The 23,029-nt window shown below is 34.1% G+C and carries 23 protein-coding genes and 1 pseudogene; 13 read left to right on the forward strand and 11 right to left on the reverse strand.

Annotated features, from left to right (window positions below):
• The first annotated feature begins 116 nt into the window (after window positions 1-116).
• The 4 genes and pseudogenes from ACQH21_RS00665 to ACQH21_RS00680 all read left to right on the forward strand — a co-directional run bounded on the left by ACQH21_RS00665 (window position 117) and on the right by ACQH21_RS00680 (window position 4,896).
• Complete coding sequence (locus tag ACQH21_RS00665; protein WP_425384281.1) at window positions 117-929, forward strand: hypothetical protein; 813 nt, start codon at window positions 117-119, stop codon at window positions 927-929.
• Window positions 930-1,132: 203 nt separating this feature from the next.
• Entirely contained in the window at window positions 1,133-2,104 is a 972-nt protein-coding gene (locus ACQH21_RS00670; RefSeq protein WP_425384015.1) for an IS110 family transposase, read from the forward strand.
• A 328-nt stretch (window positions 2,105-2,432) separates the two neighbouring features.
• Window positions 2,433-3,349 (forward strand): annotated as a pseudogene (locus ACQH21_RS00675) (IS5 family transposase).
• A gap of 371 nt (window positions 3,350-3,720) precedes the next feature.
• A complete protein-coding gene (locus ACQH21_RS00680) occupies window positions 3,721-4,896 on the forward strand; it encodes a hypothetical protein (RefSeq protein ID WP_264375143.1) in 1,176 nt (391 codons plus the stop codon).
• A 24-nt stretch (window positions 4,897-4,920) separates the two neighbouring features.
• On the opposite strand, the gene thyX is transcribed toward ACQH21_RS00680, so the two are convergent.
• The 4 genes from thyX to acpP all read right to left on the reverse strand — a co-directional run bounded on the left by thyX (window position 4,921) and on the right by acpP (window position 8,817).
• Window positions 4,921-5,763 (reverse strand): FAD-dependent thymidylate synthase, encoded by an 843-nt coding sequence (gene thyX, locus ACQH21_RS00685; protein ID WP_425384282.1) that lies wholly within the window; start codon window positions 5,761-5,763, stop codon window positions 4,921-4,923.
• A gap of 9 nt (window positions 5,764-5,772) precedes the next feature.
• Complete coding sequence (gene murA / locus ACQH21_RS00690; RefSeq protein ID WP_265030754.1) at window positions 5,773-7,050, reverse strand: UDP-N-acetylglucosamine 1-carboxyvinyltransferase; 1,278 nt, start codon at window positions 7,048-7,050, stop codon at window positions 5,773-5,775.
• 228 nt (window positions 7,051-7,278) lie between these two features.
• A complete protein-coding gene (gene fabF / locus ACQH21_RS00695) occupies window positions 7,279-8,550 on the reverse strand; it encodes a beta-ketoacyl-ACP synthase II (protein WP_015588005.1) in 1,272 nt (423 codons plus the stop codon).
• 6 nt (window positions 8,551-8,556) lie between these two features.
• Complete coding sequence (acpP, locus tag ACQH21_RS00700) at window positions 8,557-8,817, reverse strand: acyl carrier protein (protein WP_064085853.1); 261 nt, start codon at window positions 8,815-8,817, stop codon at window positions 8,557-8,559.
• A gap of 127 nt (window positions 8,818-8,944) precedes the next feature.
• Here acpP and ACQH21_RS00705 point away from each other — a divergent pair, with 127 nt between their 5' ends.
• Both ACQH21_RS00705 and ACQH21_RS00710 read left to right on the forward strand, forming a co-directional pair.
• Window positions 8,945-9,727, forward strand: coding sequence for a polyprenyl synthetase family protein (locus ACQH21_RS00705; protein WP_265041868.1), 783 nt, complete (start codon window positions 8,945-8,947; stop codon window positions 9,725-9,727).
• The gene (locus ACQH21_RS00710; RefSeq protein WP_265041869.1) at window positions 9,720-10,592 is read left to right on the forward strand and encodes an FKBP-type peptidyl-prolyl cis-trans isomerase; all 873 of its coding nucleotides are present in this window, start codon (window positions 9,720-9,722) and stop codon (window positions 10,590-10,592) included. The genes ACQH21_RS00705 and ACQH21_RS00710 overlap by 8 nt, the downstream gene beginning before the upstream one ends.
• Window positions 10,593-10,662: 70 nt before the next feature.
• Here ACQH21_RS00710 and hslU read toward each other — a convergent pair whose 3' ends face one another.
• Together hslU and hslV are read right to left on the reverse strand one after the other, a co-directional pair.
• Window positions 10,663-12,114 (reverse strand): ATP-dependent protease ATPase subunit HslU, encoded by a 1,452-nt coding sequence (gene hslU, locus ACQH21_RS00715; RefSeq protein WP_010406444.1) that lies wholly within the window; start codon window positions 12,112-12,114, stop codon window positions 10,663-10,665.
• Window position 12,115: 1 nt separating this feature from the next.
• On the reverse strand, window positions 12,116-12,670 hold the full coding sequence (hslV, locus tag ACQH21_RS00720) for an ATP-dependent protease subunit HslV (RefSeq protein ID WP_010406442.1): 555 nt from the start codon (window positions 12,668-12,670) through the stop codon (window positions 12,116-12,118).
• Between the two features lie 82 nt (window positions 12,671-12,752).
• Here hslV and gshA point away from each other — a divergent pair, with 82 nt between their 5' ends.
• Entirely contained in the window at window positions 12,753-13,907 is a 1,155-nt protein-coding gene (gene gshA, locus ACQH21_RS00725; RefSeq protein ID WP_010406439.1) for a glutamate--cysteine ligase, read from the forward strand.
• On the opposite strand, the gene ACQH21_RS00730 is transcribed toward gshA, so the two are convergent.
• The 3 genes from ACQH21_RS00730 to ACQH21_RS00740 form a co-directional block, all read right to left on the reverse strand.
• Window positions 13,904-14,704 carry a hypothetical protein gene (locus ACQH21_RS00730; protein WP_006014617.1) on the reverse strand — a complete coding sequence of 267 codons (801 nt, stop codon included), beginning with the start codon at window positions 14,702-14,704 and terminating at the stop codon, window positions 13,904-13,906. The two genes, gshA and ACQH21_RS00730, sit on opposite strands and share 4 nt — an antisense overlap.
• A gap of 61 nt (window positions 14,705-14,765) precedes the next feature.
• A complete protein-coding gene (gene hemH, locus ACQH21_RS00735) occupies window positions 14,766-15,728 on the reverse strand; it encodes a ferrochelatase (RefSeq protein ID WP_265041871.1) in 963 nt (320 codons plus the stop codon).
• Window positions 15,725-16,549, reverse strand: a complete 825-nt coding sequence (locus tag ACQH21_RS00740) for a hypothetical protein (protein ID WP_264336351.1) — start codon at window positions 16,547-16,549, stop codon at window positions 15,725-15,727. Before ACQH21_RS00740 ends, hemH begins: the two co-directional genes overlap by 4 nt.
• A gap of 114 nt (window positions 16,550-16,663) precedes the next feature.
• Here ACQH21_RS00740 and ndk point away from each other — a divergent pair, with 114 nt between their 5' ends.
• From ndk to folD, 6 genes are all read left to right on the forward strand, one after another.
• Window positions 16,664-17,083, forward strand: a complete 420-nt coding sequence (gene ndk / locus ACQH21_RS00745; RefSeq protein WP_149168695.1) for a nucleoside-diphosphate kinase — start codon at window positions 16,664-16,666, stop codon at window positions 17,081-17,083.
• Window positions 17,084-17,205: 122 nt separating this feature from the next.
• The gene (locus tag ACQH21_RS00750; RefSeq protein WP_425384283.1) at window positions 17,206-18,384 is read left to right on the forward strand and encodes an aspartate aminotransferase family protein; all 1,179 of its coding nucleotides are present in this window, start codon (window positions 17,206-17,208) and stop codon (window positions 18,382-18,384) included.
• A gap of 68 nt (window positions 18,385-18,452) precedes the next feature.
• On the forward strand, window positions 18,453-19,730 hold the full coding sequence (locus tag ACQH21_RS00755) for an HlyC/CorC family transporter (protein ID WP_029237684.1): 1,278 nt from the start codon (window positions 18,453-18,455) through the stop codon (window positions 19,728-19,730).
• A gap of 9 nt (window positions 19,731-19,739) precedes the next feature.
• Window positions 19,740-19,997, forward strand: coding sequence for a DUF2312 domain-containing protein (locus ACQH21_RS00760; RefSeq protein WP_064085427.1), 258 nt, complete (start codon window positions 19,740-19,742; stop codon window positions 19,995-19,997).
• On the forward strand, window positions 19,990-20,565 hold the full coding sequence (locus tag ACQH21_RS00765) for a UbiX family flavin prenyltransferase (RefSeq protein WP_010406412.1): 576 nt from the start codon (window positions 19,990-19,992) through the stop codon (window positions 20,563-20,565). Before ACQH21_RS00760 ends, ACQH21_RS00765 begins: the two co-directional genes overlap by 8 nt.
• Window positions 20,549-21,436: a bifunctional methylenetetrahydrofolate dehydrogenase/methenyltetrahydrofolate cyclohydrolase FolD gene (gene folD, locus ACQH21_RS00770; protein ID WP_425384284.1), complete on the forward strand. Its 888-nt coding sequence runs from the start codon at window positions 20,549-20,551 to the stop codon at window positions 21,434-21,436. The genes ACQH21_RS00765 and folD overlap by 17 nt, the downstream gene beginning before the upstream one ends.
• Before the next feature lie 115 nt (window positions 21,437-21,551).
• Here the strand turns inward: folD and ACQH21_RS00775 are convergent, their stop codons facing one another.
• Both ACQH21_RS00775 and ACQH21_RS00780 read right to left on the reverse strand, forming a co-directional pair.
• Window positions 21,552-22,280: a hypothetical protein gene (locus tag ACQH21_RS00775; RefSeq protein WP_425384555.1), complete on the reverse strand. Its 729-nt coding sequence runs from the start codon at window positions 22,278-22,280 to the stop codon at window positions 21,552-21,554.
• Between the two features lie 117 nt (window positions 22,281-22,397).
• Window positions 22,398-22,940 (reverse strand): hypothetical protein, encoded by a 543-nt coding sequence (locus tag ACQH21_RS00780; protein WP_425384285.1) that lies wholly within the window; start codon window positions 22,938-22,940, stop codon window positions 22,398-22,400.
• Window positions 22,941-23,029: the final 89 nt, after the last annotated feature.

Below are 23,029 nucleotides of genomic sequence, written 5' to 3' on the forward strand. Positions count from 1 at the left end.
AGGTATTGTAATACAAATTCCATATTTGGAAAGGAGTAATTATTTTATGTCAATTATAATATAATTAATAATTAGTATATATAATTAGGCATGTTTATAATTTATAGGAATTGAATATGGTACAAGGTGGTGAAGTAGATACTGGCAACAGTGAGTATCTTACACAAGGTGTACTTGAAATTATTCAGGGAAGTAAAAAGTTACAAGAAGAAGCAAAAAATTTTCTGGATAAAAATAAAGATTTAAAAGATCTAGATTTAACTGAAGAGGGAAGCGTAATTCTTTTATTAAGTAGTAGGAAAAGCGAAGAATTTTTGGCAGCTATGTCAAAAGGATTATCAGAAGAAGAGAAATTCAAAAAACTAGCTGAGCAAGTTGGTAAAAATCGAGTAATGGAGGAAAAGCTTGAAGCTTTAGGTAACCAACTGTTAGCTCAGGGGGTAATAAGTGGAGCAGCAGTTACAACACTAACAGGTGCACTAGCAGGTACATTAGCAATAGGGGGAGTGACTGGTGCATTAATTGTTGGCGGAGCAGCATTTGTAGGATTTATGGCACTAGTTGCTATAGCTGCTATTGGTTATGCTATATATCAGAATAGAAGTGAGATAAAAGAGAGCGTAGGTAAGGGTACCAGTAAAGCAGTCCAGGGTATAGTTGAATCGGGAAAAGAAGTGAAAAGTTTTGTGAAAAATGTGATCGATAAATTACCTACGATTCAAGCAAGAGAGAGTAATTTTGATAAGTTCAAAAATGACTTGTCTGGGCGTATTATAGAAATTGATACGGCACAAAAGCGAGAAGGAATTGGAGAAGATGAAACTAAAAACAATCTTTCTAATAATCTAAAAATGGTAAAAATGCTTCAAAACAAAGAGCAATTAATGGCCATAAAGGAATTAATAAAAGATTGTAAGTTAAAAATGTGATATAAAAGAGATAAGAGGGAAAGATAGCCCTACTCACTATAGGAATAGAGCTATCACGGGCGTGTGCGACCGAAAAAAAGTTGGTATTACAACCGTTTCCATCAAGGTACACTAGCCCATCTCTCGATACGTTTGAATAGTTGTGTGGGACATATATATGCACCCGTTTACAATCTTAAATTAATAAAACTATCGAGGTTATAATGGTTAGATCTTATCAAAATTTTATTGGTATTGACATCGGAAAATTCAAGAATGTTGTTGCAGTTCACAAGCAGAAGAATGCTGTTGAATTTGACAATAATACTTCTGGTTGGCAACAATTGTGTCAAAAGTTCTCAGATATCTTACCTAATTCTTTAGTGACTTTAGAAAATACAGGAAAATATGAGCTTGGTTTGTCACATTTTCTTATTGACAAGAATATCACCGTACATCGAGCTAATACCCGTAAAGTAAAAAGTTTTATTTTATCTCACGGAACTTTAGCAAAATCCGATAAATCAGATGCAAGAGCTCTTGCTCAATATGGATTTGAACGCCATAGAACTCTCTCTCTATTTGTACCTACTTCTGAAAAACAATCAACCTTAGTTGCACTTTGTCAACGTCGTGATGACATCACGCAAATGAGAACTCAGGAAAAATGTAGACTGGAAGCACCTGAAAACGACCATATAAGAGAAAGTTGTCAAAAAACTATTGAATTTTTTAATGGCCAAATAGATGAACTAAATAATACTATACAAAGAATCATTGATGAAAGTCATGAGTTACAAGAACATCAAAAAATCCTTAAAACAGTTCCTGGAATAGGTAAAAAGTTATCACAAGATTTTCTGTGTTTAATACCGGAGCTTGGTTACTTAAACAGAAGGGAAGTAGCAAGTCTTGCTGGAGTTGCACCTCATCCTAGGGAAAGTGGTAAAGCTGTTGGTTATCGAAGGATTATAGGTGGTAGAAGTAATGTCCGTAAAAAGCTTTTTACAGCTGCCATGTCTGCTGCAAGGTCCAAATCTGTACTTGGTGCCTTTTATTCTAAGCTTGTTGAAAGTGGTAAGAAGAAAATGGTAGCTATAACAGCTCTAATGCGGAAAATCATAGTAATTGCTAATGCAAGACTTAAAGAAGCAATTAATTTGCATACTCTCACAACGGTGACTGAAATTGGCTAATGAATATGTGCGTCTACACAGACTTAAAGCACATATTCATTAGCTAAACAGAAATTATTATGGCAGCTGTTTGATATAAAATTTTATTTCTATGACACACGGGTTTTTATTGTCCACATGATTGAACAAAGTTACAGAATTACACAAATAAAAAATTTTTTAAAAAACATAGTTGATTGTAAAGTGTTTACCAACTTAGTTGGATTGTAAAGTGTTTACCAACTTAGTTGGATCCCAGTGGGCTTTGTTGCATCGCTCAAGTGAAAAGAACTGGCAGTTACTGACAAAATTCATTATAAAACAGCCATTTAACTGTTGAAGAAAAAATATGCCACAGAAAATGAAAGTCAGTAACCAAAACGAATATAACAAATTCCTTGAAAAAAGGGGGAATATTTTTTGTTACATCGATGAAGCTATCGAAAATTGGTATGAAAATAGTCCAAAAATGCAGGGCGGCAACTATATTTATAGTGATAAAGTTGTGATTTTAGTGCATATAATCGTCAGTTTCTTTAGAATTGGTTTAAGACAAACAGTCGGGTTTATAAAAGGGTATTTGCAACAAATAGGAAGAGATTTGCAGCTATTCACAAGCATCAAAAAAAACTTAATATTAAGATAAATGATTGCAGGATTGATAAAAGCAACATGGAAAATATTGAAATTATCATAGATAGCACAAATTTACAGTAACACTCCTGGCCACAGTAAGGAAAACAGTGCAGATAGAAAGTACCGAAGCTACGAGCAAGTAAGAAAGTTACATGTTATGTTAAGTGTGAATAGTAAAAAAGCTATAGCTGCAAGATACAGTAATGGCGTCTACTCTGACCACTTGCGATTTGCTTGAAGAAGTTAATTTTCAGCACAAAATAAAAGCATTATATGCAGATAGGGCATACGATAGGCAAAAACTTTATAAATTGTGTAAGAAATACGATATAAAGACAAAAGTTCTACCAAAAAAGGATGCAGCAGAACATTCAAAAATAGATTATATGTCTGACAGAAATGCTGCTATTAGGTTAATAAAATTATATGGACAAGATGGTGTAAAAGAGTGGAAAAAGGAAGTACATTATGGGAAAAGATCTTATATAGAAGGATTTTTCTCAAGGTTGAAGCAAGTATTTGTTTAGGAATAAATCTGAAGTAAATCGTGAAAAAGAATTACTAATTAAGTGCTATTTGCTCAACAAATTCACTGGTATTGGTATGGCTAAATTTGAAATCATTACATAAATTTGTCGTAAACCATCACTGCTTAAGGTGCTATGCAACAAAGCCATCCCAGTGTCAGCTACTCTGATGACACCAAAGGGGCACTTGGATAGAGGCTACTTGAATAACACCATCATAAGGTGAAACTAGATTCCAGTGTCAAACTGGAATGACATCATCTGCTATGCAATTTACTTTCAAAAATAAACGTTCCAGAATTTCCTTCTGCTGTCATGACATCTCATTGAAGATCAAGATTTTGAATGATTTTAATGAGATGTTCTATAAAAGTGATGAGTTTGTATAATAAATATTATTATTAATATATTAATTGACTAATGGTATAAATTATTCTATTATTAAGATATATAGTTAATATCTTAATAACCAATATGCCAAAATATGTTAATCATATTGCTGAATCTACTGTATTGAAAGTCTATACTGACAAGGAGAATGCTAAAATTAGAGTGTTTTCTAAAATTAAAGATGGAGAGGTTGAGAAAACACTTTCAAAGCAGCAAATTGTAGAATTTTTAAATTTATTTACTAATATAAGGAATCAAGGAAATAAAGAAATTGCTATCAGTAAAAATATAGAACGTGGTATCGTTGAAGATATAGAAGGTATACGTAGAGAAAATGGTAGATATGTATATAAAGCGCCAGATTTATCAGCTGAAGAACAATATAATAAATTATTTGAAAGTGAGCAAGCCATTCAATTTCATTTGAATGATTTCATGTCAGATAGCATATCTGGAATTGGACAATTAAAAAGTAGATTTGAAGAAATTTTAGATTTTGACCCTGAAGAAGGGTTATGTCACCCATTAAATTACTTTATTACCTTTATAAGATTAGAGAATAGGAAAGATTTTGTTCAATTCCTCGAGTCTGGTAATATTATATCTGAACAAGATTTTATGGACTATATTGATGGAAGAAAAGAACAAACGATTGAGTTATTAATGATGCAGTTTTTATTGCAATTCTTACCTGTTCTCGATGTTCAGAGCATTGAAAGGCGAGAAGGAGATCCATTTTATGATGAGACGATATATGAACAAGCATGTAACGATTTATCTTCAACAGAGGTATGGGTCTATACTAATCAAGAACAAATCAAACGTGCTTTAAATGATGTAGAGATAGGATGCTACTTAGAATTTAGTTTTTCTTGTTATGCTTGTAATGGAGCAGATGATGAAGATGACGAGAATATTGCTCATTCTATGTTGGTATATAAAGCAGAGAATGATAAATACATATTTTTTGATCCTAGTAAAGGAGCGATTGGCTTTTGTCCTGATACAGGAGTTGCTAATTTTACATTAGAGGAAGTTTGTAGGGCAATAGAACTTGCTGTAAACCATTATTCATATAATATGTATGTTGAAAATTCTCCAGATTATTGCGAAATTTTTATTACGCTTAGAAATGCAACACTGATGTTAAAGAAAGCTGAAAAGCTTTATGAAATAACAGAAAGAACAAATTCAAAAATAATTGATATATCAGTTGATAAAGGCATGAATCAATTGTTGTTCACACCTGCAAGTCTGTGAACGTACATATCTTGATCTTTTTGGTTATTTACAAAGTATAGACATCAACTTATCCCATTCTCTTTTACCAATACCACTTTCTTCTCTCGTAACATTTTCTCCTTTTATTAGCTTGCGAATTATTTCAAGACCAGTTTTTGAAATACAGGCTGATTTTAAGGAGTATTCAATGAAAGCATTATAGGCCAGCGGGACCCATTTCTTTACTATGTCCAACATAACTTCTGCATAGACTCTAATTTCATATTGGGCGTGCTGATCAGCTCTAAGCCTTAAAAAGTGAAAAAGGTTATGTAAATCTATTTTCCAATAAAACTGAGTATAGTAATTAAGTGTTAGATTAGTTCGGGCAATTTCCCTTGCAAGGCCCTGTTCAATAAATTTCTCATAATGAGAATATACTAAATTAGAATCATTTATTAGAGAATCTATTATTTCTTTTGAAGTACTTGAGTCAAAAGCTTCACCGCTGCCTTGTTTATTATTATCAGATTGTTTTGCAACCTGTTCTGGTATATAAAATTCATTATCAAGTATCGAATACCTTCCGGAATATTCATTCACATTTGCAGTTCTGTGTCTTATCCACTGTCTTGCAATAAAAATTGGAAGTTTCACGTGAAACTTAATTTCACACATTTCAAATGGAGTTGTATGATGATGTCTCATCAAGTATTTTATAAGCGCTTCATCTTGATTTATCTGTTTCGTTCCTTTTCCATAAGAAACGCGAGCAGCTTGAACTATGGCGCTATCAGAGCCCATATAATCAATTACTCGAACAAATCCATGATCTAACACCTTATGTTCTTCGTATAGAATTTTATCTATCTCTTTTACTGTAGTTCGCTTAGTTGTCTCATTCATAATATATTCTCAAGATGAAACAGAGATATCAGCTCCACATGAATTGAGTTTTTCGTGCATTGCCTCATATCCTCTCCATAAATGATGTGAGTTATTTATTGTAGTTTCTCCTTTAGCTACCAAAGAAGCGAGAATTAAAGCTGCTGTTGACCTTAAGTCATTAGCATGCAGATTAGCTCCAGATAGGCTCTTTGTTCCACTTATAGTAGCTTTACTTTTTTCGATGCTGATATTAGCGCCTAATTTTCTTAGCTCATTTGCATGTGCAAATCTACTTTCAAAAATGTTCTCTTCAATGATTGATATTCCATCTGCAATGCACATTGCAGACATTAGTTGTGGTTGCATATCACTGGGAAAGTTGGGATATGGATTTGTTGCAACGTGAGCAGATTTAATAGAGCCATTTTTTCTAGAAATAATAATACCATCATCATGTAACTCAACTCTGGCTCCTATAGTCTTCAATTCATTTGCAATACATTCTATATCAGACAAACTTACTCCTTCTAACTTTAGCTCGCCGTCGGTAATGATAGCAGCCAAAGCATAAGTACCGGCCTCTATGCGATCTGGTATTATTTTATGCTCACACCCATTTAATGCTTCAACACCTTCTATTGTGATTTTTGTATTATTAACTTCAATATTGGCACCCATAATCTTCAGAAACTCTATTAAATCAAGAACTTCCGGTTCGATTGCAGCATTGTTTATTATTGTTACTCCCTCTGCAAGTGTTGCTGCCATTATTATATTTTCTGTTGCACCAACACTTACTTTTTCAAATGTTATTTCTTTGCCTTGCAATTTCCCCTTTGTTGTTGCAGTTATATTACAGCTATCAATTTCAATTTTAGCTCCCATTGCTTCAAGTGCCTTAATATGAATGTCAACAGGACGTTTTCCAATATTACATCCACCAGGAAATACTGTTGAAACTCTACCAAATCTGCTGAGCATTGGACCTAGCATTAAAAAAGATGCTCGCAGTCTGCTTGCAATTTCATGTGATATTAAATAGTTATTGATATTGCTACAGTCAATTTCCAAAGTGTGATTTGCTTTATAGTCTTTATTGCATATAAAATTTACTTCTGCACCAAGACTCTTAAGCAGCTCAGACATCAAATGCACGTCAATTAAATCAGGTACGTTATGCAAAGTTATTGAAGAATTACTAAACAAGCTTGCCGCCATTATTGGCAAGACGGCATTCTTTGAACCATTAATCTTGATTTTTCCAATCAAGGGCTTATGGTTACTTCTTACTAATATTTTATGCATTTAATCAAGCGATAGAACTTATCAAGTAAGTATAATAGGTTAGCGGTAAAAGGCAAAATTTTGCTTTTTCTTCTTCTGTCATTCGAGTAGTTGACACTGGGATCCATTTCTTCATCATCATCAAAATGTTATATTTCAACATTACTTTTATGCTGACCAATTTAACTGGATTCTAGTTTCAGCTACTCGAATAACATTTTCGTAGTCGATTCAAAATAGCATAATTAACTACACCTTTCCAAAGATGAGAGACGCGTTGGTACCACCAAAACCAAATGAATTAGAAAGCGCATATTGAATTTTATGCTCTTGAGCTTTAAGTGGTACAAAATTTAAATCACACCCTTCTGAAGGTTTGTGTAGGTTTAAAGTTGGTGGAACAATTCCATTGTTTAATGCAAGGATACTAAATATTGCTTCAACACTTCCTGCGGCACCAAGTAAATGTCCTATAGAAGATTTAGTCGAGGAAACAGGTATTTTATAGGCATAGTCACCGAATAACTGCTTCATTGCTATTACTTCAACTTTATCCCCAAGTGTTGTTGAAGTCCCATGTGCATTGATATACCCAATTTGACTTGGGCTTACTTGTGCACTCCTTAAAGCAAGTTCCATTGCCTTAAGTGCGCCTCTTCCTTCTGGATGTGGTGCTGTGATGTGGTGCGCATCTCCTGTTAACCCATATCCAGTGAGTTCTGCATATATTTTTGCTTCCCTTTTTTTTGCATGTTCATATTCTTCCAGAACTAATATACCGGCCCCTTCGCCCATGACAAATCCATCGCGTTCTTCGTCCCATGGCCTTGAGGCCTCTTCAGGCTTATCATTGAATTTAGTTGATAGCGCCTTCATCGATGCAAAACCTGCAATTCCAACTCTGCATAACGCACTTTCTGCTCCGCCTGCAATCATAATGTCAGCTTCACCGAGTTTTATAGCTCTTGCTGAGTTTATAATCGCATGCGCACCTGTTGCACATGCAGTTACCGCTGAGTCATTTGGACCTATAAATTCGTATTTAATAGAAATATGACCAGATATCAAATTTATTAGACTTGCAGGAACAAAAAATGGGCTAACACGTCTAGGCCCCTTCTCCTGCATGGTAATTACATTTTCCTGAATTGATGGAAGACCACCTATACCAGAACCAATAGCTACACCTATTCGCTCTTTATTAATATTTTTATTTTCCAAAATTAGTGAATCTTCTACTGCCTGAACAGCTGCTGCAATTCCGTAGTGAATAAAACGATCTGTTCTTTTTAGGTCTTTTTCAAAAATATAATCTGGTGGATTAAAATAGTGCTCAATGTTATCGGATTGCACAGGCACCTGCCCTGCAACCTGACAAGCAAGATCAGAAGAGTCGAACCTATCTGTATTGATTGCTTTGATGCCAGATTTACCTTCTTTCAGCTTTGACCAGGTGTTATTAACATCTGCTGCTAGTGGAGTAATTAAGCCAACACCGGTAACTACTACTCTTCTGCTCATTCAACATCAATTGTTTGCTTTGTTTACTACATATTCAACTATCTGTTCCATAGTTTCCATTTTTTGTGCATCTTCATCAGGAATCTCTATACCAAATTCTTCTTCAGCTGCCATGATTATTTCAACTGCATCTAAACTATCTGTGCCATGGTCTGAAAGCTTTGAAGAACTACTAAATCCCTCTACATCCTTACTGATGTGCTCTAGTATAATCTTCTTTACTTTTTCTTCTATATCTTCCCTAGTGCTTTTTGCCAATTCGCTCATTTCTTACTAAAAAATAACCTATTCTCTGATGTTATAAGAAATTTTGATGTTTGCAATAGCTTTTATGATTATATAAACTATTAAAAACTTCCTATCTCTTAGCACTCGATAATTAATAAATTTAAAAATGCTAGACGAAACAACAAAAAATTTGCTTGTTGTAGAAGTGAATAAGCTCTTACCTGAAAATAGCGAGAATAGACTTATATCAGCTATGCGTTATGTGCTTCTTGCTCCTGCAAAACATATACGTTCTTTTTTAGTTATAAAATCTTCGTCGATATTCAACATAAAGGTTGAAAAAGCAATAACAGCAGCAGCAGCGATTGAATTTATTCATGCTTACTCCCTAATTCACGATGATCTGCCATGTATGGATAACAGTGACACCCGCAGAGGCCAACCAAGCTGCCACAAAAAATTTGGTGAAGCAACAGCAGTACTGGCCGGAGATGCATTACTTACCCTGGCTTTTGAGGTATTATCTTTGTTAAATTGTGAGATCGTAAAAGTGCTCTCTCAAGCAATAGGAATGAAGGGAATGGTGGGAGGGCAGATTTTAGATATAGGTGCAGATTTTGACAAAATAAAAGAAATTCATTTGATGAAAACTGCAAAACTATTTGCAGCTTCATGTGAAATAGGGGCTATAATAGGCGGCGCTACAGACAAGGAGCGGGAAGCATTATATAACTATGGAATAAATCTAGGGCTTATTTTTCAATCCAAGGATGATATCGAAGACTATGAGCAAGATAAAACAAACAATTTAATGTCCGTGCTTGGCAAAAATGAAATGGAAAACTATATAGATAGTCTCTTTAAACAGGCCTCAGATAATTTAAGTACGCTTTCAGGGAATACTAATGACTTATATGATTTATTGAATCAAGTAAAAAAAGATGGTTAGAAAAATTATATTACAAATGTTTATCTCTGTAGTAATGATTCTCACTTTAGCTTCTGCTTTTATAATTACGATTGTTTATATAAACAAAGATAAACCAGAGAAAAGGGAAAAGCTTTACGAAATAAATGCTACACATGGTGGTTTGACACAGATGATAGCAAGTTATTTGGTCAGGCCGATACTTGAATCAGCTCTTGATCGTTATATTGAAAAGCATGGGTTAGCAGAATATTTAGAAGAAATAACACAGCAAAAAGAAGAAGAGATGATAAACTTTTATGAAATTACTGAAGGCAGTGGCAGTAAAGTTTTCTGTGGCCAAGAAGTTCTGCTACAAATGTACAAAGTCTCCAACAACCTAGCAACGCTACTTCCGACTGATGTCAATTTGAAAATAGGTCAGGATTACTTAAAAGAAGTGAGTTTAGGGGTAATAGGTATGAAAGAAGGTGGAGAGCGTGTAGTTACTATTGCCGCTGATGACAACAAAATGAGTTTTAACTCTTATTACATCAAACTGATTGAAGTAAAAGATAAATATCCTGATTCAGTAAATAACCTAATGATTTTTAATGACTTAATTAACAAAACTGGAAAACGAGTAAAATGTGGCGATGAGATATCAGTTCAATATAGCATAAAGAGACATAATGGTGAGTATATAATCAAAGATCAAATAGTGCAGTTTAAGGTTGGTGACAAAAAAATACCACTTGCTATAGAACTTGGAGTTGTGGGAATGAGAGCTGGTAATAAAAGAACAGTTCTTTCTCCACCTGATCTTTTAACTGATGTGTTAACAAAAGGCATAGATTGTGATATTGCAATAATTGATTTAAGCTTGAATTCTACTATTGGAAAATAGCTTGAAGAATTACGAAGTAAGAAAAAATAAAACCTCTTGAATGCTCTATATTACTTAAAGTAGGCTTCCTCTAAAGTATAAATTTAGATAAATCAAGCTGCTTTGAAATTGACTCTAGTTTATCTCTTACATATTTGCTATCTATAACAAATTTTTCACTATTTTTTTCAGAAGCGATAAAACTTATTTCATCCAAAAGCTTCTCCATGACAGTATGAAGTCTTCTTGCACCTATATTTTCCACTTCTCTATTAACTGTAAATGCTATTTCAGCTATAGTCTCTATACCATCATCAGTAAACTCAAGTGTTACATTTTCCGTTTTCATTAACGCTATATACTGTTTTAACAAACTAGATTCTGGTTCCTTTAATATTTTTATTAGATCCTCTTGAGTAAGCGCCTTAAGTTCCACTCTAATTGGCAATCTACCCTGTAATTCTGGTAAAAGATCAGATGGCTTAGATAAATGAAAAGCACCAGATGCAATAAATAATATATAGTCTGTTTTTACGGGGCCATACTTAGTTGAAACAGTTGTTCCCTCAAGTAATGGTAACAGATCGCGCTGCACTCCTTCTCTGTTGACTTCACCTTTTATTTCTGTACGTGCTGCAATTTTATCTATTTCATCTAAAAACACTATGCCTTCATTGCTAACAAGATCAATCGCTTCTTTGATTATCTTGTCTTCATCCATTAACCTTTCGCTTTCTTCATTAATCAATATTTCACGTGCTTCTTTCACTTTAACTGTAATAGTTTTTGTTTTTTTGCTCCCATTAAACATCTTGCCCACGATTTCTGTTACGTTCATCACACCAATTTGCCCACCTGGCATGCCAGGTATATCAAAAGTGGGTAACATACCCTTGCTCTCCCTGACGTTAATAGAAACTTCTCCATCTTCAAATTCCTTATTTCTCAGTCTTTCTCTGAAAACTTTTTTGCTTTCCTCGGTTGCATCTTCACCAACCATGGAGTTGACTATTATCTTTTCAGCCAAACCTAAAGCTTTTTTAGTTAAGGCTTTACGTGCTTTTTCCTTAACTAAAACTATTGCTGCGTCAACTAAATCACGTATTATCGAGTCAACATCACGTCCAACATATCCTATTTCAGTAAATTTCGTTGCTTCAACTTTTATAAAAGGTGCACCAGCAAGCTTTGCTAAACGGCGAGCTATTTCAGTTTTACCAACTCCCGTATGGCCTATCATGAGTATATTCTTAGGTATAATCTCTTCACGTAGTGGAAGTGGGACTTTATTTCGACGCCAACGATTTCTGAGTGCAATAGCAACAGCGCGCTTTGCATCATTCTGCCCGATTATAAATCTGTCTAATTCTTTAACTATCTTCTGTGGTGGTAGATCATCTAATAAAGCTTGTGAGCTTTGAATGCTGCTACTTCCTGTACCTTCATTTTCATAGAGGCTATTTTTCTCATTATAGTCATCATTATTATCAAATTGACCTACTACAGATTGACTAGAAAAATTGGCACACAAAGTTCTTGACATATTACTCCTCTATTTTTTCGATAATTAGATTATGGTTTGTATAAACACATATATCGGCAGCTATCTTCATAGCCTTTTTTGCAATCTCCTCTATTGATATTCCTTCAACGTCAATCAAAGCTTTTGCTGCAGATAAAGCAAAATTTCCTCCAGAGCCAATGGCTGCAATGCCATCTTCAGGTTCAAGAACATCACCCGTTCCTGTAATGACCAATGAAATGGACTTGTCTGCCACGATCATCATAGCTTCTAATTTTCTTAGATATTTATCCATTCTCCAGTCTTTTGCAAGTTCAACACATGCCCTCATTAACTGTCCTGGGTGCTTATCAAGTTTAGATTCTAGCCTTTCGAAGAGAGTAAATGCATCAGCTGTTGCTCCAGCAAAACCGGCAATTACGGAATCACCAGAAAGACGCCTAACTTTTTTTGCTCCAGATTTTATAACGGTATGGCCTAGCGAGACTTGCCCATCACCTATTACTACTACATTTTTGTCTCTTCTAATTGACAGTATAGTAGTACCATACATTTTACTGCTGTCATGATGAATCATTTTTTTGTTATTTTAATTCGTTATATTATATTAAGATTATAACTTATAATATAGTACTTTTCTTATAACATTTAAAGTGTAGATGCAAAACATAATTCATCCAAATCTGGAAAAAGATATAAATAATTGGTTCAAAACAAAATTTAATGGTTTTACATTACCATTTTATAGCTCCATAGATCTTAGGAATTCAGGCTACAAAATTGCTCCAGTAGACGCCAATTTATTTCCTGCAGGGTTTAATAACCTAAGTGAAGTATCAAAAGCGATAGCAGCAAAATTGATAAAAAGCTACTTCGAAACAAAACAATATAAAAAGGCCCTTATAATACCGGAGAATTACACACGAAATAAAATGTATATAGAAAATGTATTTGCTATAGAAAAGGTACTGCAACTCGCAGGTTTTGAAACTAGAATTGGCCTCTTTCATAATGAAACGTACAATTTAATAGAACAGTATGAAACTGTTGTGAAAGAAAACTCTTTGCTGAAGACAACTTCAGGATTTGTGCCTGATATTATTATACTGAACCGTGATATGACGAGCCACATTCCAGACACGCTAGAAAACGTAAAACAAGAGATAGTGCCAAGTCCATTATATGGCTGGCACAGTAGGCAGAAATTTCAATATTTTGAAATCTATCAAAAATTAGTGTCCGAATTTTGTGGCGAATTTAAAATGGACCCATGGCTTATTTCTGTGCTTACAGAAAGCTGTAATGGAGTTGACTTTAATGATGATTCATCACTAGGAGCAGTAGCGACTAAAGTTGACCAAATATTATCTCTAGTGCAAAAAAAATATGAGGAATATGAAATAAAAACACAACCTTACGTTTTTATCAAAGCAAGCAATGGCACATATGGAATGGGCATTATAACAGCAACAAGTGGAAAGGAAATATTAAATCTCAATAAAAAAAAGCGTCATAAAATGAAAAAGATAAAAGAAGGAATAGCAATCAATAGTGTTATTATACAAGAAGGTGTACCAACTATTGACATATTTAAAAGTAGTTCTGCAGAACCGCTAATATACTATATAGGAGATACTCCAACATGTTACTTATACCGATGTAATAGCAGGAAAGATGTATATTCTAGCTTGAATTCCACTGACTGTGAATTTTATGACATCAGCCAAGAAAATAAAACTTTGCCACTTTGGAATATTGTTAGCAAATTAGCAGTGCTAGCATTGGCAGTAGAAATTAAGTCTTTTCATCTCTAATAATTAATTTCTACAATGCTGCCATTATGCTGAATATGGTGAGCGTCATCAAGTCCAGTAGAAGGATCAGTACCATTATTAGGTTGATTGACAAACTTATCGATGTTTGATACTAGATATGCTATGCTTAGTATCAAACTGACCGTAACAGTTAAGTTGAAATTATAGATTATGCCACCACCCAAGTCTATTGGTATGGTTGGAAGTTCCATTCTTTTTAATATGAAGCTTAACAAGCCCAATGACAAAGCGAATGTGCTAAAAATAACTTCTTTGCCATATTTAGCAGACTTTTCAGAATCCTTATTATCTAGATACTTCTTCCATGTATAATAACAGTTTATGCATTCTGAAAATAGAAATAGAACTGCTGATGTTAAGCTAATATAACTTATTACATCCTTGTTGTTTCTAGCTAAGAAATGAATGATTTTTGTCTGCATCAATATTCCTATGACACAGTTTGCCAAGAAGGCTAAGCTACCCACAACCTGTATTGGTTTTTCAGGTTCATTTCCCCCTTTACCATTCTGAAGTTTTTTAGATTTATATCCAGCTAAATTGAGACCAAAGTGAAGAGCAAATATTATTGATGTTGGTAGTTTTATGAACTTAGAAATATCTAATATAGTACAAATATTGGATCTGTTGTTATCAATAAACTCGCAACAGAATTGCAATGAAATTTTACACAATATGCCTGTTAAACCTACTGCAATACAATACATCTTTCTAATATCATGATTGTGAGCATCATGTATACTTTCTATAAATGTATTTGGCTTACCTTTTGGCATAAGTAGATAATAAAATAATAACTTTTTAATATTATACTATAAAAATCTAAAAAGAAAAGTGCTATAAATCAGTACTTTGAGAGTGATCTAAACATAAATCGGCCAAGCACTTGATAAATAAGAGATCAGTACTGAGAGTTGGTACGCGAAAGTAATATCCGTCTTTGATAATTGCTTTATACTCTATATCAAGTTCAACCAGTGTTTCAGAATGCTCAGAAACAAAAGATATAGGTGATAAAACTACAGGTATATTATCGTCTTTTGCGCGTGATAGCTCACTTTCAGTGCTAGGCTCCAACCATTTTACAGGGCCAACCTTACTCTGATAACATATTCCCCAATCAAGATCTTCAATATTCAATTTTTTTACTATTAATTTTACTGTTTTTTCTATCTGTGAAGCGTAAGGGTCGCCTTTTTTAATGATACTAAGAGGTAAGCTATGAGCCGAGAATAGGACTCTTGGCTTACCGATTTTGCTAGCTAATTTATAATATTTAGACGTCAGATTAACATGAGCTTCAATAAAGTCTTCATTGTCATAATAATTATTGATTATTGTTGTGTTACATTCTAGGCTATGTTTTTTGGCATTTTTTTGCCAATTCTCGATGGATGATAGAGTTGTGGTGGTTGAATATTGAGGATATAGTGGTAACAGAATGATTTCGTCAGGGTCGAATTGCTTTACGCTTTTAACAACTTCATCAGCAAATGGATGCCAATAACGCATGCAGATGAATATCTTATACACATGGTTTCCATCTTCATTTAATTTTAGTTCTAAAGCATCAGCTTGTGCTTTTGTATTCTCCAAGATTGGCGATTTACCTCCAATGTGCTCGTATATTTCTTGTGCAGTACTTTCTCGCCTTTTGGAGATAAACTTTGCTAAAAGGAAGCGAAAAGGATTTGGTAGATTTATTATTCTTTTATCGTAAAAAAGATTAAATAAGAAAGGACGGACCGCACTTAGTGAATCAGGTCCGCCTAGGTTAAATAAGATTACTGCCTTCTTCACTGACAGCACCTTTCTTCAGGTTTGCCTATAAAATCAGCTACACACTCATCAAGTTTAGTTACAGGCACTAAATTTCTTACACTGGCATACAATAGATGAGCAGATCTCTTCATGTTACTCTGTGTAGATGCAAAGCCTCTATCGAAAACCACATCAACACAAAAACTTGGCACTGCTTCAAGAAGTTCAACAGCAGCCAAAGATATCATTATGCAGCTTTGTAGAGCCTTCAGAAAAATCGTAAGGGGGAAAAGTAAAACCTTAACAAAAAGAGAGGGAGGACTTTCATTCATTAGTTGTCCTGGATTAGGAGAATTATATTCAATATGCTGTCTGTTTTTATCAAAGATAGGAAATTTTATAGTGTCTTTCTTAAATTCCTGCTCTATTTGTTCCTCGGTATAATTTTCATTATTAGTCATTTTTTTCAATAACTTTTCACGCAAGTAAAAGGTTCTCACAACAAAACATGTTGCAACCATCAGTGCAGCACATATAAGCGCACAATGCATGAGGTTCATCCCACCTATCATAGATGGTAATGCAAGACAAACAAATGGCACTATGATAGCCATTTCGAAAAATGGAATAGTATTCCTTTTTATTGCAAAAACAGCGCCTTCTTTTAATTTTGTATTATTGTGTAAGCTATACTCTAAATAACTCAAAAATGCCAAATTAAAAGTTAAAAATCCTTTTGTCCCACAAAAAATTGATGACTTGAATTGATTAACCCATTCTTTAGCAGTAAGTGTAGTTTCAATTGATTGTTTAACATTAGGATCGACTGGTTTGTTGTTTTTTTTATTACAACACCCCATAAAACACCTCCTTGATGGTTTATTCTTAACTATAAGTGAAAAATTGCTTTTATCAAATCAAAGTTTATAATAAAATAAATCTATAAATATACGATCTTAATATAAGGGAATGATATGGCAATTGAGAGAACACTTTCGATATTAAAACCTGATGCAGTAAAAAATAATATTACAGGCAGTATAAATTCTTATATTGAAAAATCTGGACTAAAAATTATAGCACAAAGAATGATGATGCTGACAAAAAAACAAGCAGAGCTGTTTTATGAAATTCATAAGGATAGGCCTTTTTTTGGAGAGTTGGTGGAATTTATGACTTCTGGGTCTGTGATAGTTCAAGTTTTAATCGGTGAAAATGCAGTCAGTAAATACAGGCAAATCATGGGTGCTACAGATCCAAAGCAGGCAGATAAAGGTACAATTAGGGGTGATTTTGCTGATGATATTAGTGAAAATAGAGTGCATGGTTCTGATAGTCTAGAGAATGCTCATAGAGAAATAGCTTTCTTTTTTGCTGAATGTGAATTGGTGTAGTTTTACTTTTTTACATATTAAATTTCTGAATTTTATGTTGAACTGTATAATATTAGCCCAATTTTTAGTTTAAGCAATATTAAGGGAAAGCTTTTTCATGCACAGTATAGATAATATTTAAAATGGATCATGTTGTTAACGCTTATAATAGATCTGAAGCTTCTATAGTTAGAGGAGAAGGAGTATATCTCTTCGATAAGGATGGTAAAAAATATTTAGACTTTGCTGCAGGAATTTCTACAACCTCTCTAGGGCATTGTCATCCATACATTACAGATAAACTGAAGGAGCAACTGGATTCATTATGGCACTGCTCTAATATTTTTACTATTCCTCAGCAGGAAAGTCTTGCTCAGCGTTTAACAGAACTTACCTTTGCCGATAAAGTTTTTTTCTGCTCAAGTGGACTTGAAGCAACAGAAGCTGCAATTAAATTTATTCGCCGCTATTTCTACTTAAATGGACAAGAAAAGCGCAGTCACATCATTACAATTGAAGGAGGTTTTCATGGCCGCAGTATTGCTGCAATTTCAGCTGGGGGAAATGAAAAATCACGCGAAGGTTTTGCTCCACTCCTTTCTGGTTTTGATAAAGTTCCAAGAAATAACATTGAAGCATTAGAAAAGAAAATCAATAGCGAAACAGCTGCCATATTTTTAGAGCCCATACAAAGTGAAGGCGGAGTACATCCATTGGACGTAGAGTATCTTAAAAAAGTAAGAGAGATAACAAAAGCTCAAGGAATAATTTTATGCTTTGATGAAGTGCAATGCGGATATGGACGGATTGGCTCTCTATTTTACTATCAAAATATAGGAGTTGAACCTGATATGCTCACTTGTGCGAAGGCTATGGGTAATGGATTTCCTCTGGCTGCATGTTTAGTAAAAGATTATATAGCAGAAGCAATCACTCCAGGAACTCATGGGTCAACTTATGGAGGTAATCCACTTGCCATGACTGTTGGTAATGCAGTACTCGATGTAATGCTAAAGGAAGGCTTTTTTGACCATGTTAAGAAGGTCAGTAAATATCTAAAAGAAAAGTTGTTGCCTTTGACTGAAGAATTTCCGAAGATCGTTTCAGAAGTTCGTGGGGAGGGTTTATTGATAGGGATAGAGCTTAGAGTACCTTTGGCTGATAAAATTGTTAAACAATCTCTTGACAAAGGCTTAATAATGACTAAAATTTTAAATAATAGGGTAATAAGAATAACTCCTCCACTTGTTGTTGAGAATATGCATGTGAATGCAGTGTGTGATATATTTCATGATTTATTTTTTTATATTAAAGATATATAGACTTGCAAATGCTTCTTACAACATATAAAATCAACTCTGTTTCTATATCGCAATAACATCATACTTTAATGGATTGGTTATTGATTTCAGTATTGTCAGCAATTTTTTTCTTATTGATTTTATCGTTTTTGTTCTCAGGAGCAGAAATAGGGTTAACCTCAATTAGCCGATCCCGAGTGAATAAACTAAAGCTAGAAGGTAACAAAAAAGCCAAGATAATAGAGCTTTTGTTAGGTAAAAAAGAATTAACAATAGGAACAATATTACTGTGTAATACAATTATTAACATTACTTGCTCTGCTTTATTTACAGTAATATTTATAAATTCTTTTGGGAGTGAGGGCATATTTCTTTCAACATTCATGATGACGTTTTGTATTTTGCTATTTTGTGAAGTTTTACCAAAAACTTACGCCATGCAAAATCCTGAAAAATTTACATTACTTTCTGCTTATTTTATGCTGTTTTTTGTCAAGGTTCTTTCTCCATTGACATTAGGCATTCAGTTTATTGTCAATATCATTCTGAAGTTATGTGGGCTTCATAAGAATAGGGAGGTAATATCTGCAGCAGATGCAATGCGTAATATGATTACTCTTCACCGCAGTGAGGGCACTATGTTACAACAGGATTTAGATATGCTAAATAGTATACTTGATTTGGCTGAGACAGAAATATCACAAATTATGACCCACAGGAGAAACTTATTTTCTCTTGATATAGATCGAAACAAAGAAGAGTTAATAAGAGAGATTTTAACCAGTAGCCATAGCAGAGTACCTTTATGGCAAAAAGAACCAGATAATATTGTTGGAGTGGTTCACGTGAAAAATCTAATAAATGCCTTGCGTGAAAAGGATAATAAAATAGAGATTGCCAAAGTTATGTCAAAGCCTTGGTTTATACCAGAAAGTACGCCACTCAGTGTACAACTTCACAACTTCCGTAAAAACAGGAAACACCTTGCATTTGTTATTGATGAGTATGGAGCACTACAGGGAATCGTAACTCTTGAGGATATACTGGAAGAAATAGTTGGAGAAATTTCAGATGAACATGATTTGATCACAGAGAATTTTATAAAAAAGATATCCGATAATATGTATCACATAGAAGGAAAATCTACTATTAGGGATATTAATAGACAGTTACATTGGGATCTTCCTGATGAAGAAGCTACAACTCTAGCAGGTATGATTGTAAACGAGATAGAGCGCATTCCTGAAGAAAATGAAGAGTTTTCCATGTACGGTTTTTACTTTAAGATTTTAAAAAAAGATAAAAATATTATTACTATGATTGAAGTACAAGTAAAAACTGATAATACTGTAGTAGCAATTAATTAGTTGGGTTCTATGGAAGATACAGTAAAAATAACGGCTGAAGATTTGAAGAGCTATATAGAGAGAATCGAAAAACTTGAACAAGAAAAGAGGGATGTGCAAGATCACATTCGTGATGTATATGCAAAAGCTGCAGATGAAGGTTGGGATATAAAAGTGATGAAACAGATTATTAGGCTAAGAAAGATGGATGATGATGACAGGGAGGAACAGGAAATATTACTTTATACCTACAAACGTGCATTGGGAATGAATTACGAAGGTGAATAGTAGGATTGTAATTGGAATAAGTGGAGCATCTGGTTCTATTTACGGTGTACGGATTCTAGAGGCACTAAAAAATACCAATCATGAAACTCATTTAGTGATCAGCAGTGCTGGAAAAATAACTATAGCTCATGAGATTAAAGAAAAACTTGAAGATATTATATCGCTTGCAGATTTTTACTATTCTGAAGAAAAAATAGGAGAAAAAATAGCAAGCGGCTCATTTAAAACCTCAGGTATGGTTATTGCTCCATGTTCTATGAAAACAATGTCTGAAATAGCATCGGGGGTGACTTCCAATCTATTAACAAGGGCTGCAGATGTAACTCTAAAAGAAAGAAGAAAATTAGTTCTTATGGTGCGAGAATCTCCACTACATCTTGGACATCTCCGAAATATGTTAAAACTAACGGAGATGGGAGCAATTATTGCTCCGCCGATGCCTGCTTTTTATATTAAACCAAAATCTTTGGATGATATTGTAAATCATGCTGTTGGTAAAGTATTGAATTTATTTGATATTGCATTACCTGACTTCAAGGAGTGGCAAGGAAATGTCAATTATTATTAACGGTAAAAAAATAGCAAATGATCTCTGTGAGGAGCTATCAAAAAAAATTGATATTTTAAAGAAAGAGTATAATGTTTTTCCTTGTCTTAAAGTAATTCTTGTGGGTAGCAATCCAGCAAGTCAGGTCTACGTTCGTAATAAACAAAGAAAAGCAGAATCAATAGGCATAAGTTCTGAAACTATTGTTTTGCCTGATAGTATCTCAGAAGATGAATTGATTGAAAAAGTTAATACATTAAATGAAGATTCATCTGTGCATGGAATTTTAGTTCAGTTACCTTTAGCAAAGCACATCAGTGCAAGTAGAATAATTAATACAGTAAGTGTTGAAAAAGATGTAGATGGCTTTCATGATGAGAATGTTGGCAGGTTAGTTAAAGGTGAAAAAAATTGTCTGATACCTTGTACTCCCAAAGGTTCTTTGCATTTAATTAAGTCAGTTGAAAATAATCTGTCCGGTAAAAATGCGGTAATCATTGGCAGATCAAATATTGTGGGTAAGCCAATGTTTCACCTATTGTTGCAAGAAAATTGCACTGTTACCATCTTGCATTCACAAAGTAGGGATTTAGCTGATTATTGCTCTAAAGCGGATATAGTAGTTGCAGCAGTTGGAAAGCCAAATTTTGTTCAAGCAGATTGGATAAAAAAAGGTGCAATAGTGATCGATGTTGGCATAAATAGCGTTAACTTGGGAAATCAAAGTAAGCTTGTGGGTGATGTTGACTTTGAGGGAGTAAAAGAAAAAGTCAAGGCTATTACTCCAGTACCCGGGGGTGTTGGCCCAATGACAATAGCATTTCTTATGATGAACACTGTAATTGCTGCTTGCTTGCAGCGGGGAGTTGATGCTTCTGATTTCATTAATTGAGGGCATAAGAAAAATAGATACCCGTCTCTAGATAATAACATCGAATTTTTATCCAAATAGCAAACCTCTTTGCAGGATTATCTTATTCACTACAAGAAATATGCAATTTAGAACATTAAAAATTATAACGTATGCCTACTTCTATGATTGCATCTGGTATTTGTACTGGTGGCTTGAAGGCACTTAATTGCCCACTTGCAGCAATAGCAACTGTAGCAACTATCTGCGGAGTAAATTCATAATCAACACCTACCTTTAGTTTATAGGAAATAGAACTCAGTATTTTGTCTACTAAAGATGGATCAGACGTTACTTTGCTTCCATCAGCAGCTAGTAGAGCTGGAGCTTCTTGATTCTCTTCTTCCTCTTCCCTTTTATTATCGTTTTTTGTACCATCTCTATTCACAATGTTACCTGAATCACCGCTATCTGCAACATTTTTGACTGTAGTTTCACCTGTACTACTGCCACCGAAGCCAAAAGAAGGCAATACTTGGATATATCCACCTAAACCTACACTAGCATATAGTTTAATAGGATCAATTTCAAGATCAGGATAGTAACGGTAATTCGCCAACAAGCTAGCTCCTACTTTCCTTTTTTGTTTATCAGTTATATCACTTATGTTGGCAAGAACCTCAAGTTCAAATTTAGAATTTTTGTCATAATTATAACCAAAAACAACGCTAGGTTTCATTTTAAAAGTATCACCCCATCCAGCACCAAAGTTTAAACCTACATAGTACTGATCTTCGTACCGATCTTCTAACTCACTTGCACTACTACTAGCTGTACTTGCTAAAGATGAAGCAAGCAATATAGCAAACAATTTTTTCATTTTCATATTACTCATATGTAACATTCCTTAAAACATACTAAAATAAGTGTTCAAACATGCTAGCAGCAAGTTTTGAGCATTGCTTATGGTTACACCTAAACATGTACACAATGCCATCCAGCATTAAAAACTATAACGTACTCCTACTTCCAGCATCGCATCTGGTATTTGTTTTGCTTTTAAACCACTCAGTTGCCCGCCTACGGTTAAAGCAGCTGTACCAACTATCTGTGGAGCAACTTCATAATCAACACCAACCTTCAGTTTGTACGAAATAGCACCCAGTATTTTATCTAGTGTTTCAGTGCCAACAATGTCAAAAGGATATACTTGTAGATGTCCTCCTAAACCTCCACTGACATATAGTTTCACAGGATCAATGTCAACGTCAGGATAATAACGGTAATTTGCTAATAAACTAGCTCCCATTTTCTTGGTTGCCTTACCAAACATATCACTTACGTCGGTGAGAATCTCAAGTTCAAACTTAGAGCTTTTATCATAATTATAACCAAAAACTAAGCCAGGTTTTATTTTTAATCCAGTGCCCCATCCACCACCAAAGTTTAAACCTGCGTAGTACTGCTCTTTTGCACTATTACTAGCTGCACCTGCTAGAGATGAAGTGAGCAAAACAGCTAAAACACACAATCCTTTTATTTTCATATAACTACCCATACAAAAAAATATATAATGCACAAGTATATATCCTTTATATTAAAAAAGATATAACCTCATATCAAAAAAAGTATACC

The sequence above is a fragment of the Wolbachia endosymbiont (group B) of Eupithecia inturbata genome (genome assembly GCF_964030915.1).
Taxonomy (GTDB): domain Bacteria; phylum Pseudomonadota; class Alphaproteobacteria; order Rickettsiales; family Anaplasmataceae; genus Wolbachia.

Coding starts and splice junctions, on each gene's coding strand:
- ndk (WP_149168695.1), top strand. CDS start 16,664: ATGGCAATTGAGAGAACACTTTCGATATTAAAACCTGATGCAGTAAAA.
- thyX (WP_425384282.1), bottom strand. CDS start 5,763: ATGAATGAGACAACTAAGCGAACTACAGTAAAAGAGATAGATAAAATT.
- ACQH21_RS00730 (WP_006014617.1), bottom strand. CDS start 14,704: ATGCCAAAAGGTAAGCCAAATACATTTATAGAAAGTATACATGATGCT.
- fabF (WP_015588005.1), bottom strand. CDS start 8,550: ATGAGCAGAAGAGTAGTAGTTACCGGTGTTGGCTTAATTACTCCACTA.
- hslU (WP_010406444.1), bottom strand. CDS start 12,114: ATGTCAAGAACTTTGTGTGCCAATTTTTCTAGTCAATCTGTAGTAGGT.
- ACQH21_RS00705 (WP_265041868.1), top strand. CDS start 8,945: ATGCTAGACGAAACAACAAAAAATTTGCTTGTTGTAGAAGTGAATAAG.
- folD (WP_425384284.1), top strand. CDS start 20,549: ATGTCAATTATTATTAACGGTAAAAAAATAGCAAATGATCTCTGTGAG.
- ACQH21_RS00665 (WP_425384281.1), top strand. CDS start 117: ATGGTACAAGGTGGTGAAGTAGATACTGGCAACAGTGAGTATCTTACA.
- ACQH21_RS00710 (WP_265041869.1), top strand. CDS start 9,720: ATGGTTAGAAAAATTATATTACAAATGTTTATCTCTGTAGTAATGATT.
- ACQH21_RS00755 (WP_029237684.1), top strand. CDS start 18,453: ATGGATTGGTTATTGATTTCAGTATTGTCAGCAATTTTTTTCTTATTG.
- ACQH21_RS00760 (WP_064085427.1), top strand. CDS start 19,740: ATGGAAGATACAGTAAAAATAACGGCTGAAGATTTGAAGAGCTATATA.
- ACQH21_RS00750 (WP_425384283.1), top strand. CDS start 17,206: ATGGATCATGTTGTTAACGCTTATAATAGATCTGAAGCTTCTATAGTT.
- hslV (WP_010406442.1), bottom strand. CDS start 12,670: ATGATTCATCATGACAGCAGTAAAATGTATGGTACTACTATACTGTCA.
- gshA (WP_010406439.1), top strand. CDS start 12,753: ATGCAAAACATAATTCATCCAAATCTGGAAAAAGATATAAATAATTGG.
- ACQH21_RS00740 (WP_264336351.1), bottom strand. CDS start 16,549: ATGGGGTGTTGTAATAAAAAAAACAACAAACCAGTCGATCCTAATGTT.
- ACQH21_RS00775 (WP_425384555.1), bottom strand. CDS start 22,280: ATGAAAATGAAAAAATTGTTTGCTATATTGCTTGCTTCATCTTTAGCA.
- ACQH21_RS00780 (WP_425384285.1), bottom strand. CDS start 22,940: ATGAAAATAAAAGGATTGTGTGTTTTAGCTGTTTTGCTCACTTCATCT.
- ACQH21_RS00670 (WP_425384015.1), top strand. CDS start 1,133: ATGGTTAGATCTTATCAAAATTTTATTGGTATTGACATCGGAAAATTC.
- acpP (WP_064085853.1), bottom strand. CDS start 8,817: ATGAGCGAATTGGCAAAAAGCACTAGGGAAGATATAGAAGAAAAAGTA.
- murA (WP_265030754.1), bottom strand. CDS start 7,050: ATGCATAAAATATTAGTAAGAAGTAACCATAAGCCCTTGATTGGAAAA.
- ACQH21_RS00680 (WP_264375143.1), top strand. CDS start 3,721: ATGCCAAAATATGTTAATCATATTGCTGAATCTACTGTATTGAAAGTC.